The following is a 13,112-nucleotide window of genomic DNA, read 5'->3' on the forward strand; positions in this document are numbered from 1 at the left end:
TTTAGCGCACATCCTCTGATAATGGGACTGATATTGGGGTTGTCTGGCACTAGAGTGAGGCCATGCCCCAAGTGCGCAGACGGCCGTCATCCCTGTCTACACACGCAGTCGGGTGGACAGGGGTCCCCCGACCTCTGGGCTGGTGATGACAGTTGACCGCGACCAGATAAAAGGAAGACGTTTACATGCCCTGCACCACGCTTCTGATAGGCAAGCACGCCAGTTACGACGGGTCCACCATCATCGCTCGGAATGAGGATTCAGCCAACGGGGAGTTCCGTCCCAAGCGTTTCGTCCTGGTCACTCCCGACCAGCAGCCCCGACACTACCGCAGCGTGATCAGCCACCTGGAGATTGATCTGCCCAAGGATCCCATGCGTTACACCTCGGTGCCCAACGCCGTGCTCGATCAGGGGCTCTGGGCCGAGGCGGGCGTCAACAGCGACAATGTGGCCATGTCGGCCACCGAGACCATCACTACCAACGAGCGCGTTCTGGGTGCCGATCCGCTGGTTGAGCTCACTCCTGCACAGGGCCGTCCCGGCGATGAAGACTACCTGGCCGAGGTACCCGGAGGCATCGGCGAGGAGGATCTGGTCACCATCGTCCTGCCTTATATCCACTCGGCACGTGAGGGTGTCCAGCGGTTGGGCTCCCTGCTGGAGCGCTACGGCACCTATGAGATGAACGGCATCGCCTTCAGCGACGTGGATGAGATTTGGTGGATGGAGACCGTGGGCGGCCACCATTGGATAGCCAAGCGGGTGCCCGATGACTCCTATGTGACCATGCCCAACCAGCTGGGCATCGACGAGTTCGATCTGGACGACGCTTTCGGGGATCAAACCGACCACCTCTGCTCGGCCGACCTGCGGGAGTTCATTGCCGACAACCACCTGAACCTGGCTGTGGAGTCAGCTTCGCCCTTCAATCCCCGCGATGCCTTTGGTTCCCATAGTGATTCAGACCATGTATACAACACGCCTCGCGCCTGGTACATGCAGCGCTTCCTCAATCCCTATGACGAGATCTGGGACGGGCCGGACGCCGATCACACTCCCGCCAGCGACAACATTCCCTGGTGCCGTCAGCCCGAGCGGCTGATTACCGTGGAGGATGTCAAATACTTGCTCAGCTCCCACTATCAGGGCACTCCCTACGATCCTTATGGGCGGACCGGCGACGAGCACACCAAGGGGCTCTACCGGCCTATCGGCATCAACCGCAACGACCAGCTGGCCCTGATCCAGCTGCGCCCCTACCGGCCTGAATCCTGCCGGGCCATCCAGTGGATGTCCTACGGGTCCAACGCTTTCAATGCCTTGGTTCCCTTCTATGCCAATGTGGAACGGACGCCTGATTATCTCGCTAACGCTACGGATCGTGTCTCCACCGACAGCCTCTACTGGTCCGATCGGTTGATTGCTGCACTGTGCGATTCGGCTTTCGCCGGCACTTCAGCTGCAGTCGAACGCTACCAGCAGAGCGTTGGAGGCGAGGGCCATCGTCTGATTGCCGCTGCGGATGAACAGGTGGCCAGGCTGGAGGGCGCCGATAAGGGTACGGATAACCCCGAGGTCCGCCAGGTGCTGGAGGCTGCCAATCAGGACATGGCCGACCGTCTGCGCAAGGAGACCGACGACCTGCTGAGCCAGGTGCTCTATACGGTCAGCATGGGCATGCGCAACGGCTACCACCTGTCCGACAACTGAGCCATCCGATCGACAAGGATCATAAAGGAGGAGAGCCTCATGACGGGCTTCGACGATTACGTCAGGCCGTACGGCCTGTTTGACAAGATCGACGCCTTCGGCTACCTGAAGGATCTGCAGGATCATCCGGATATGCCGCGCAAGCATGGCCGGGTGCTGCTGGTTACCGCAGACACCCCGCTCAAGGCATCGCGTGGCGAGGGCAAGACCACCACCACCATCGCTCTGATCGACGCTCTGCGCGCCCGGGGAGTGGACGCCGCCGCCGTCCTGCGTCAGCCCAGCATGGGCATTACCGCTGCCGGGTCCAAGGGTGGCGCCTCTGGTGGCGGCAAGTCCTCCCTGACTCATCCTGAGCTGGTGGACTGGGGGCTGTGCGGGGAGATGGCGGCCATCGAATCCGCCCAGAACCTCTTGGTCTCCTTTGCGGAGAAGGCTGTGGACGAAGGTCGGTTGGACACCGTCCTGGTGCCCCGCGTCAGCGAGGTGCCCTCACGGTCCTTGCGGCAGATCACCGTGGACCGAGGCAAGGGCGACCTGCCTGAGCGGACCGTGCTCACTCCCACCTGTGAGCTCATGCAGATTGTGGTGCTCTCCCGGAGCATGGAGGAGATCGAACGGCGTGTGGCCGCCATGATCGCAGGGACCTTGGATGGCCGTCCGGTCACCTTCGGTGAATTTGTGGACCTTTGGCGTATCACCGGCATTCTGACAGACGCGGTCAAGCCAGCCTTCACTGAGACCTTGGAGGGCTCTCCGGTCTATGTGCATGGCGGGCCATTCGCCAACGTTTCCATCGGCATCCCCAGCCTGGTGTCCGTGGAGATGGCCTGCGCCAGGCACGATGTGGTCGTCGTCGAGGCAGGCTACGGAGCCGATGCCGGCGCCCAGAAGTGGCTGGACATCGCCGCCCGCGAGTATGGGGCCCAGTGGCCGGCCGCCGCCGTGGTCGTCACACGTGCCACCACCTGGCGGGACGATCCCAAGCTGAGCTGGCGCTACCCCTTCCATGTGCACCGTCTGGAGGGACTGGGCATCCCCACCTTCCCTCTGATCAACCTCTGGGAGGGCGAGGACGACCAGGTGGATTCCCTGCGACAGACCGCAGACGGCCTGGGCTTCCGCAGGCCCATCGCGGGCAACCTCTTCCGTGACGGGGGCAAGGCCCTCGAGCCTCAGCTGGACGATCTGATCAAGGCCCTGCAGGAGCCCGTGAACGACCAGGCGGATACAGCCAGCCTGCATGATATGTCCGTGCCGGATCGGATTCGCTGGATCGCCCAGAGCGCCTACGGTGTGCCGGCTGATCGGGTCATTGAGCGTGAGGGCTTCCAGGGCAGCCTCCAGGTGGCCTCCGACCTTTGCAACAAGGCAGGCATCTCCCTCGACGATCTGGTGGTGGTGGCGGTCAAATCGCCGGCTACCATGACCGACGACGACCGGGCCGACCAGGACAAGCGTACGGTCACTCTGAAGAAGGTCGAGGCCCATACGGGCGCCGGCCTCCTGCAGGTGAACCTGACCACTTCCCTGACCACGCCCATGCCCAAGATCGTCTGAGCAACCTATGCATGGATTCGACAGGTCTGTGACGCGCCGTGTTGCGGGCCTGCCGAAACCGTGTATAGTATCTACTTGGCTCTTGAAAGTGCCCTGCCCCTATAGCTCAGTTGGCTAGAGCAGCTGACTCTTAATCAGCGTGTCCGGGGTTCGAGCCCCCGTGGGGGCACAGAGTCAAAGCCCAGCAGTCGCAATGGTTGCTGGGCTTCCTCATATCCTGGCAATATTCGAAGAATCCAAAATGTATGCTAAATGTATACCAAATAGCATCAGGGGAATTCTGGCACTCCCGGCCTAGGATGAGACCTTGTCGAAGCGGGACACTTTGGGGTCTGCCGATTAAACGATTGCTGAGTTCCCCGCCTTGTTTGTCTGCCGCCCTTCACCTACACGGCGGTGGTCGTGAGGTATCTTGATGAAGGCAGAAGAGTAGGGAGCCTGCTCTCTGGCGCAGGCATAAGGGGGCTGGCGTTGACGTATGTGACCATTCGCGATGTGGCTGAGCGGGCCGGGGTATCACCTACCACGGTCTCGCAGATCCTGCACGGCAAAGGCCGCTTTTCGCGCAAGACCAGAGACTTTGTGCTGAGCATGGTCAAGTCCATGGGCTACGTGCCTGATTCACGGGCCCGAGCCATGCGCTCTGATCCGGTCAAGACCGTGGGGCTGTTGGTGCCGGACTTGCGCAACGCCTATTTCGCAGACATGGTTGCCTCCATGGAGGAGGAGCTCTATGCCCGCGGAATTTCGACGCTGATTGGTTCTTTCGGCGAGGATTCGGCTCGACAGGATTCCTTTTTGCGCAACATCATGGGCCAGCGTATCGACGGGGCCATCGTCGTGCCCAAAGGGGTGCCCACCCATGGCATAGAAGATGTAGTCAGGTGGGGGCTGCCCCTGGTCTTTGTGGATCGGCGGGTGCCTGGTCTGACTTCGGTGCCCTACATCGTTTCGGACCCTAGCCAGGGTATACGTCAGGCACTGCAGGCTCTTTTCCGGAAAGGCCATCGCCGGGTCGGCTTCGTTTCGCATTCCTCATTGGCTTCGACCACCCTCTATGAGCGGGAGAGCGCCTTCCGCGAGCTGACTGCCGACATGATGCCGGACTGTGATTGCCCGGTCGTGGATTGCCAGGGGGAGTATGACTCGCGTGTGGCGGGTCTTGATGTGCTGATGGCTCACCATGTCACGGCTGTCATCTTTGGCTATTCGCCGGATGCCATCACCATGATCGGTCTGATGCAGAGGCGTCGGCTCGTCATAGGCTCGGACATCTCGGTGGTTTCCTTCGACGACATTGAGGTCTTTCGGCTGATGACCCCGCAGGTGTCGGTCATATCCCAACAGGCCCAGGAGATGGGTCGCCGAGGTGTGCGGGAAGTGTTGGAGCTGATCGGGGCCCGTGAGGATGCCGATGACGGTGGCGGGAAGTCTGCTTCGCCACCAGAGGCCGATGTCGGCGGGGATCGGCACATGGTTACTATTCCCACCATCTTCATCGCCAGGGATTCGGTCGGCCCACTGCACCGCGACTGATGGCGAATCACATACCATACCTGACATTGGACATCCGGTATTGACACGCTGCTGTTGACAGCGATGATTTAACGTTTTATCGTAATCATACGACAGCGATAAAACGTTAAACCAATGGCGTGAACGCTGTACACCGGATGATGATGAAGCGTCGACTTCCCGTGGAATTGCGGGGGAGAGTAATACCGGTCATCAAACCTCACGGTCACGGCGACCGGGCGGTGGGTGACCGCTGATACGGGAATCGATGCTGGCGAGAATGTCGCGTGGCGGCTCGTCTGATTCCGGTTGACGGAAGTTCCGAGAGGAACGGAAACGAGGAAATCAATGGAGAGCCGGAAGAAATCAATTCTATGCGTTGACACGGGTGTGGACGATGCCCTCGCACTTTGCTACGCCCTGTCTCACGAGGATCTTGACCTGATCGGGATCTGTGCCTCCTACGGCATGGCTACTGTCCCCAAGACCTACTCCAACACCAAGCACATTGTGAACAGTCTTGGCAAGGGCGACCAGATTCCGGTTTACATGGGATCTGAAAAGCCATTGCAGCGTGATCGCGAATATTCGGGCACTTTTCATGGCATGGATGGACTGGGCAATCAAAACCTTCCTGATATCAGTAGCGATGCCACTCCAGAAGAGTCAGTCGACTTTATCGTCGACAGCATCAAACGTTACGGGGAAGACCTGCAGATCATCACCACTGGTCCCATGACCGATATGGCCAAGGTGTTGCTGCGATTCCCTGACGGTCCACTTCCTGGTTTCAGCATGGTCAGCATGGCCGGTGCAGCTATAACTCCAGGGAACTGCAATCTTTATTCCGAGGCGAATGTGATGGTTGATCCAGAAGCGGCCAAGATCTGCTTCGAATCGGGAGTGCCCATCACCATGGTTGGCTTGGATGTCACCAGGAAGACTCTGCTTACTGGGAAGGAGTTGAAGGTCTGGCAGGGCTATGACAGTGAAAGTGCCAAGATTCTCAGTAAGGCCGTGGGGTTCTATCTTGAGGCCTACCGGGTTCACCACCCCTATCTGGCCGGCTGTGCTTTGCATGATCCTCTGGCTGTTGGTGTAGCCATGCATCCTGATCTGGTCACTACCATCCCGATGAACATCACCGTCGTGACTTCTGGGGAAGCCGATGGCGATACCGTGGAGAACCTCGACAAGGTGGCCGAAGAGCCTACAACCAAGGTGGCGCTGAGCGTAGACGGCAAACGGTTCATGAAAGACTTTTACGCCCATATGGACGCGGTACTTCGCTAGGAAAGGCAATTGAGAGCAATGAACGAGAAATCTACCGACGAGCTTGAGGAGTCGTTGATCCTCAAGGCCATGCCTTTCATGATCTTCATCTGCTTCATGCAGGTCTTCAGCGATAAGATGTTTGGCATCGTTTCGCCTGACATTGCCGGGACTTTCGCTCTTTCTCCGGCTCAGGTGGGCTGGCTGACGACCATAGCATCCCTGGTATTCGGTGTGGGCGGCGCCATTTATTCCACACTGTCAGACGATGTATCGCCGCGAAAGCTATTCACTGTCGGAACAGCCATGTTCGGCATCGGTTCCATCCTGATGGTTGCCTTCCAGTTCTCTTTCTGGCTGATCATCGCCGCCAGATCGGTGCAGGTAGCAGGCGCTGCAGTTATTCCTGGATGTTTCGTGGTCTTCGTGCGCAAGTATCTGTCTGCCGATAAGCAGGCCAAGTACCTTGGTTTCAATACAGCCATGTATCAGCTGTCAGCTGCCTTGGGTGCTGTGTTCGGCGGATTCGTCAGCAAATACCTGTCATGGCAGATGACCATGATCGTGCCTGTCATAGTGCTCATCGCCCTGCCGGCCGTTCGTAAATATCTTCCTGACAAGGCCAAGGAGACCGGCAAGCAGCCTGCCGAACGCATGAATGTGGTTTCCATTGTGATCTTTTCAATCGCTTTTGCGTTGATTCTTATGGCCATCAACAAGAATACGATTATGTGGTGGGGCTTGGCGCTTGCATCCGTCGTGGTCTATGTGATCTGCTCCAAGATGGTCAAGAACCCCATTATTGATATCACCCTGTTCAAGGTACCCAAGTTGGTGTCGGGTTCGCTGGTCGGCGCCATCGTCTATGGGGTACAGATGTCTTTCTTCTTCGTCTTCCCCTTCCTTATCAAGGCCAATTACGATGTGAGCAGCGCGACAGTCGGCATGATGTATTTGCCCGCTAACATCTGTGCGTTTCTCTCTGGTATGTCATCAGGATTCATCACCAATAAGATCGGGTCGAAGAAAGGCTTCCAGTTGGGATGCCTGATCATCCTGCTCTCACAGTTGATGTTCGGATTCTGCTTAGGCGGGAACATCATCTTCATGTGGATAGCCCTTGCTCTCTTCGGGGTTGGATATACGGTTATCTACCCGGCATATAATTCGATTCTGCCGAATTCTCTGCCCAATGATGTTGTAGGGCGGTGCATGGCGGTCAACAATCTGCTCAACCGACTGATCAACACGGCCATGATAGCCGTTGCAGGCGTGCTCATGTCGGGCTCTGGCCTGGCCAAGAAGATCATTCCTGCCATGGGACACACAGATAAGTCATTCATCTATTCCAATGTCTGCTTCATCTTTGCAGTGGTCATTGTCATTGGCATGGTGTCCTACTACTTCGTCTTCAGGAACGTGAAAGAGGACAAGCAGCAGGCCTGACGAGGATATTGCGAATTCATCGGCATTTCCATGACCGGTTCCCTGCTGTCCTTTGGACTGGTGGGGAACCTGGCATGGACCCGTAGCGCCGGGAGTGTACCTCTTGGCGCGGGAAGGAACCATGATGAAACGTGGTTTGCGATATGACTTCTCGCTGCTGGCCCTTCTGCTCATACCAGTAGGCGTCTCGGTCAATGTGGTGGGCTATCAGCTGTCCTCGATTCTGAAATTCCCCATCTTTATCGACCAGATAGGCACCCTCTTTGTGTCAATGCTCGGCGGCCCTTGGGTGGGCTTGGTGACGGGGCTCATGGGCAATGTGATCAACGGCATGCTCAATCCAGTGGCCTTCCCCTACGCATTGGTTGCCATGGCTACAGGGTTTGTGGCCGGGCTGCTCTCCCGCTGGCGGTGGTATACGAACATCGTCGGCGCAGTGGCCGCCTGCTTCGTGATCAGCGTTGCAGCGGCCGTGGTCAAGGCGCCGGTCACCATAGCTGTCTTCGGCGGAGTCACCGGTGCCGGCAGCGATCTGCTCACGGCAGCCTTGCTGGTGACGGGGACCAGCCTGATCAAGTCGGTTTTTTCGACCAGCATCTTCACTGCAGTGGCCTCCACAGCCATCGATGTCTCGGTCAGCTGGGTGATTCTGCGCAAATTGCCGGATAGGTTCCTGATCAAGTTCAATTACGGATCCCCCTATGTCAGGAAGGTTGCCGTGGCATCATGACTGGTTTCATAGACCGACTGTATCCGTCCTCCAAGGCGGCCCTGGTGTTGCTGGCCATCATTGTCGGCATCTTCACCCCTGGGTACATTCTGCAATATGCCATGTTCCCGGTTTTCCTGCTGTTGGCGATCATGGCCGGTAACGGCATGAGGTTCTTCAAGGCCTTCCTCTCGTCCGTTGGCACGGTCGTCCTGGTGATCTTCCTGGTGCAGGTCTTCATCGTCCGATATCCAGACAGCGCGCATATCTGGGCATTTATCGCCTTGTCTCCCACAGGACTGGACAAGAGCCTGGGAATCACTTCCAGGATCGTATCCAGCGCTTCGGCCATCATGTGGTACTTCCAGGTGACCACGCCCAAGGACATGGTCTACGCCATGGAACAGGCGCATCTGCCCAAGAAGGTCACGTTCGTGATCATGTCGACCATTGGCATGGTCCCTCAGGTGATCAACCGTTCCAGGACCATTATGGATGCGCAGAAATCCCGCGGCATCGAGACCGAGGGCAACGCCTGGGCACGGGTGAAGTCCTTCGTGCCCATGCTGGGACCATTGATTTTCTCCCTGATTCAGCAGACCGAGGAACACGCTCTGGCATTGCAGTCCCGTGCTTTTCTGGCGCCTGTTCCCAAGACCTCCCTTTATCGCCTGGACAAACGCATGATCGACCGGGTGATTCAAGTGATCTGCTTGCTGCTGTTGATCCTGTTCATCGTATGGAGGGTCTGGAAATGAGTGTCATCAGTCTGGAACATGTGGGATACCGTTATCCTCTGGGCCGTGAGGATGCCGTGCGTGATGTCTCCTTCCAGGTGGAGCAGGGGCAGGTCTGTGCGCTTCTGGGTGCCAACGGGTCGGGGAAGACCACTATCTGCAATCTGATCCGCGGCTTCATACCACGCTTTTATCGGGGAGAGCCGACGGGTCTGGTTCAGCTGGCAGGACGGCCTGTGGAGCAATACGACGACGCGGAACTGACTGAAACCGTCGGCTACTCCTTTCAGAATCCTTTCACGCAGATGTCCGGCGTCAAGGACAATGTGCGGGAGGAGATCGCCTATGCACTGGAGAACCTGGGCATAGAGAGGGATGCGATGGCCGCGCGCGTGGACGACATGATAGAGCTGCTTCATCTGGGCGACATCGCCGATGCCAATCCGCTGGAGCTTTCCGGTGGGCAGCGACAGCGCGTGGCCATTGCTGCGGTGTTGGTGACGGACCCACCCATCGTCGTTTTGGATGAACCCACCTCCCAGCTGGATCCGCAGAGCACCGAGGATGTATTCAACATCATCGCTCTGCTCAAACGACAGGGCAAGACCGTCATCCTGGTTGAGCACAAGATCGATCTGGTGGCCCGTTACAGTGACCTGGTCATCCTCATGGAAGACGGCCGGGTGGCCATGAGTGGGCCAGCGTGTCGTGTGCTGACCGATCCACAGGTCTTGGATCACGGTGGTCAGTTGCCGGAGGTCACCCGCTTCTTCCTGGAACGCAACCAGAAGCTGGGGTTGAATGATCCCGTGCCGCTTTCGGTCGAGGATGCCATAGAACGCTACGGACGGGAAGGGGTCTGAAGATGGCCTATCTTGAGTTGGACAAGGTCGGATATACCTATCCAAACGGGTACCAGGCTCTGCGGGAGGTCAGCCTGTCATGCGAGCTTGGGGAAGCTGTTGCCATCATCGGCCGCAACGGGGCCGGCAAGACCACCATGGTCAAGCTTATGAACGGACTGCTCAAGCCCACGCATGGTCGCGTCATGGTGGACGGGACCGCCACGGATCAAGAGGATGCCGCCCATGTGGCAGCCAAGGTCGGCTATGTCTTTCAGAATCCGGACGACCAGATCTTCCAGGACAGCATCCGTCGAGAAATAGCCTATGGGCTGGTGAAAAAGCATGTTGCCCGGGAACGTATCGGGGGGCGGGTCGCTTGGGCCGCTGAAGTCTGCGGTTTGGAAGACAGCCTGGATTCCCATCCCTACGACCTCCCATTCTCGCAGCGGAAGTTTGTCACCATAGCATCGGCTTTGGTCATGGATCCCCAGGTGCTGATTCTGGACGAGCCTACCGCCGGTCAGGACAGGGCAGCTACGGACCTGCTGGCAGGGATAATCCAGCAGGTGACGGCAATGGGTAAGACTGTCATCACCATCAGCCATGACATGGAGTTTGTTACTCGTCATTTCCAGCGTGGCATCGTCATGGCCGACAGACAGATCCTCATGGATGGGCCCATCGCTCGGATCTTCAGGGACGATTATCTGCTTGAACAGGCCCATCTGGCCCGTCCCTACCTGGCGCAGCTAGCTCAGGCCTGGGGCTTCCATGACGTGCTCACCTCCGAGGATTTCATGGCGGCCCTGCCGCAGACATCGTTACTGACGAACCGGTGACACTGCCCCCCCCCCCCCTGGGATTATGTTCCTGCAGTCTACGCAGTCCAAGTGACTGGTTGATCGGAATTCAACGAATTATTCGGATCAATGGAGATCGTGAGCGCTTCTCGGACTGGTGTCACCACATGTTTTATTGAATGATGCCCATGCCTTGGCCCATGTATGACCGGTTGGGGTGAAGGGTCGAGTGGAAGATTCGCTCATGACCAGGTTGGCCGCTGAATGTGTCGGGAGCGGCGCGGTCGCCGACGTGGATCTGGAGGGTACCAAGGGCCACCATTCCGGCTGGCTCACCATCGCCATGGGATACGGGTTCGGAGTCATGTTTCCAGTGCTCATGTTCGGCGGGGTATCCGGAGCCCACATCAACCCGGCCATGACTCTGGGACAGGCCGTCATCGGCATCTTCCCCTGGAGCCAGGTTCTGCCTTATATTCTGGCGCAGCTGGTCGTCTACGTCTGCTACTTCCCGCACTACCGCGTAACCAAGGAGCCGGCGCCGATTCCGGGCACCTTCTGCACTACTGATGCCTCGGGATCGTTGGTCAATTATTTTATCAATGAGTTCTTTGACACACTGGTGCTGGTCCTGGGAGCCCTCTGCTGTCTGCAGGGACCATGGGGGTCTAAGGGGTTGGCTGCCGCCTCCATCGTTGTCGGCTTGATCGTCTGGGGGCTGGTCACCTCTCTGGGCGGTCCCACCGGCCCTGGTCTGAACCCCGCGCGAGACCTGGTGCCACGCTTCCTGCACTGGATTCTGCCCGTGCCCAATAAGGGGGGGGCTCACGCTGGGGCGAGGCTTGGATTCCAGTAGTGGCGCCCATCATTGGTGCCATCGTCGGAGCCGTGATTTTCAAGAGTCTTTTCGCTGCCTGATCAGCAGCTTGGTGACAAGGTCACATCCTTTATTTTGGAGGTTCAGGACCTTATTCATTGCATAGTCAAGCCTGTGCGTAGTCAGGCTTGAATGGTTCGACCTGCCATGGATATGATTGACCATATATGCCCGATTCCTCGCAATGAGCGCATCGGAGATGGGAAGGCAGGTACGACCATGGGGCGTCTTCAAGGCAGGAAAGAGCGCGAGCCGTTTGTGCTCGAGCATGCCAGTATCGCGACCGGTGACGAAAAAGGCACGGTCCAGAAGGACATGTCCGTTCTGGTATCCGCGGACGGCCGGATAGAGCAGGTCTGCCCGACCCCACTGGCCTACGTGCCTTCCGGATATCATCGGATCAACGCAACGGGCAAGTTTGTGGCACCCGGACTCATCAATGCCCATACCCATCTCTTTGCCGACGGCAAGCCCCTGTCTGGCGGTACGGACCTGTCGCCGCGTGTGGTCGACGCAGCCTTGAAAGTGGTGCACAGCCCTGCCGGCAGAGTCCTTATGGATGCCAGGATCAAAGGCACCGTTTCCACGCTGCTCAATTCGGGAGTGACGACCATTCGTACCCTGGGTGATGTGGGCTATGAAGCGGTTCGTCTGCGCGACAGGATTGATGCTGACGAGCTGGCCGGCCCCCGCATGTTGGCTGCCGGCCCCCTCCTGGCGATTCCCGGAGGGCATGGCGATCCCTTCATAGCCCTGTCCTGCTCCTCTCCCGAAGAGGCCAGGCGTCGGACCAGGGAGAACCTGGATCATGGGGTCAATGCCATCAAGGTAGCTGCGACCGGCGGCGTCACCGATGCCACCAAGCTTGGCGAGGCCGGCAGCCCGCAGATGACCGAGGAGGAAATGGCCGCCGTCTGTGATGAGGCCCATGAGTTTGGCGTGCTCGTCGCAGCACACGCTCAGAGCCCCGAGGGGGTCAAAGCCGCTCTCAAGGCTGGCGTGGACACCATCGAGCATGGCAGTGCCCTTGACGACGAGATGATCGGGCTCTTCCTTGACAATCCGCGCTCGCTTCGTGGTTTCTCGGCCTTGGATCCCACCTTGTCCGCCGGGCTGCCGCTGGTCAAGATCAGTCAGCAAGAGCTGGGAATCAGCGACATAGTTCGTGGCAATTCCGAGCTTGTCGTCGACGGCATGGTCAAGAGCGCCAAGCAGGCTCATGAGAACGGCATTGCCGTCGGCGTCGGCACCGACACCGGCATGACCTTCGTGCCCCAGTACGGCACTTGGCGAGAACTCGACTATCTGGTGCGGTACGCTGACTTCACTCCGGCGCAGGCCTTCCACGCCGCCACCCAGGTCAATGCCCGAAACCTGGGCTTTGACAATGTCACCGGCTCTGTCGACACGGGCAAGGATGCGGATCTGATCGTCCTTGACGAGGACCCTGCCAAGAATGTGCGGACACTGGCTGATCCCAAGCTGGTCATCGTTCGTGGCAAGCCGGTCTGGCGTCCTGAGGTCAAGCACTTCGAGGAAATCGACCGCCTACTCGACAGCTTCTGACCATTTGTCTTGAGGCCTTCAGAGGTGTGTACTCATCTGGCTCACTGATGATTCATCGATGACCGGATGGTAT

The 13,112-nt window shown here is 58.4% G+C and carries 10 protein-coding genes, 1 tRNA gene and 1 pseudogene; all 12 read left to right on the forward strand.

Annotation, left to right across the window (positions count from 1 at the left end; genetic code table 11):
- Positions 1 to 185: 185 nt before the first annotated feature.
- The 12 genes and pseudogenes from H3U90_RS04380 to H3U90_RS04435 all read left to right on the forward strand — a co-directional run bounded on the left by H3U90_RS04380 (position 186) and on the right by H3U90_RS04435 (position 13,039).
- On the forward strand, positions 186 to 1,712 hold the full coding sequence (locus H3U90_RS04380; RefSeq protein WP_198177196.1) for a C69 family dipeptidase: 1,527 nt from the start codon (positions 186 to 188) through the stop codon (positions 1,710 to 1,712).
- A 39-nt stretch (positions 1,713 to 1,751) separates the two neighbouring features.
- Positions 1,752 to 3,272, forward strand: coding sequence for a formate--tetrahydrofolate ligase (locus H3U90_RS04385; protein WP_198177197.1), 1,521 nt, complete (start codon positions 1,752 to 1,754; stop codon positions 3,270 to 3,272).
- Between the two features lie 95 nt (positions 3,273 to 3,367).
- A tRNA-Lys gene (locus H3U90_RS04390) sits at positions 3,368 to 3,441 on the forward strand.
- A gap of 311 nt (positions 3,442 to 3,752) precedes the next feature.
- Positions 3,753 to 4,808 (forward strand): LacI family DNA-binding transcriptional regulator, encoded by a 1,056-nt coding sequence (locus H3U90_RS04395; RefSeq protein WP_332460610.1) that lies wholly within the window; start codon positions 3,753 to 3,755, stop codon positions 4,806 to 4,808.
- Between the two features lie 327 nt (positions 4,809 to 5,135).
- Positions 5,136 to 6,080, forward strand: a complete 945-nt coding sequence (locus H3U90_RS04400) for a nucleoside hydrolase (protein ID WP_198177199.1) — start codon at positions 5,136 to 5,138, stop codon at positions 6,078 to 6,080.
- 18 nt (positions 6,081 to 6,098) lie between these two features.
- Positions 6,099 to 7,505, forward strand: coding sequence for an MFS transporter (locus H3U90_RS04405; RefSeq protein ID WP_198177200.1), 1,407 nt, complete (start codon positions 6,099 to 6,101; stop codon positions 7,503 to 7,505).
- Between the two features lie 121 nt (positions 7,506 to 7,626).
- On the forward strand, positions 7,627 to 8,235 hold the full coding sequence (locus tag H3U90_RS04410) for an ECF transporter S component (RefSeq protein WP_232342086.1): 609 nt from the start codon (positions 7,627 to 7,629) through the stop codon (positions 8,233 to 8,235).
- Complete coding sequence (locus H3U90_RS04415) at positions 8,232 to 8,972, forward strand: energy-coupling factor transporter transmembrane component T (RefSeq protein WP_198177202.1); 741 nt, start codon at positions 8,232 to 8,234, stop codon at positions 8,970 to 8,972. Before H3U90_RS04410 ends, H3U90_RS04415 begins: the two co-directional genes overlap by 4 nt.
- Positions 8,969 to 9,814, forward strand: a complete 846-nt coding sequence (locus H3U90_RS04420) for an energy-coupling factor ABC transporter ATP-binding protein (protein ID WP_198177203.1) — start codon at positions 8,969 to 8,971, stop codon at positions 9,812 to 9,814. Before H3U90_RS04415 ends, H3U90_RS04420 begins: the two co-directional genes overlap by 4 nt.
- A gap of 2 nt (positions 9,815 to 9,816) precedes the next feature.
- Positions 9,817 to 10,635, forward strand: a complete 819-nt coding sequence (locus H3U90_RS04425; RefSeq protein ID WP_198177204.1) for an energy-coupling factor ABC transporter ATP-binding protein — start codon at positions 9,817 to 9,819, stop codon at positions 10,633 to 10,635.
- Between the two features lie 205 nt (positions 10,636 to 10,840).
- Positions 10,841 to 11,514 (forward strand): annotated as a pseudogene (locus H3U90_RS04430) (MIP/aquaporin family protein).
- A gap of 178 nt (positions 11,515 to 11,692) precedes the next feature.
- Positions 11,693 to 13,039 (forward strand): metal-dependent hydrolase family protein, encoded by a 1,347-nt coding sequence (locus tag H3U90_RS04435; RefSeq protein WP_198177205.1) that lies wholly within the window; start codon positions 11,693 to 11,695, stop codon positions 13,037 to 13,039.
- Positions 13,040 to 13,112 lie beyond the last annotated feature (73 nt).

The sequence above is a fragment of the Bifidobacterium sp. W8103 genome (assembly GCF_016100775.1).
Taxonomy (GTDB): Bacteria; Actinomycetota; Actinomycetes; order Actinomycetales; family Bifidobacteriaceae; genus Bombiscardovia; species Bombiscardovia choladohabitans.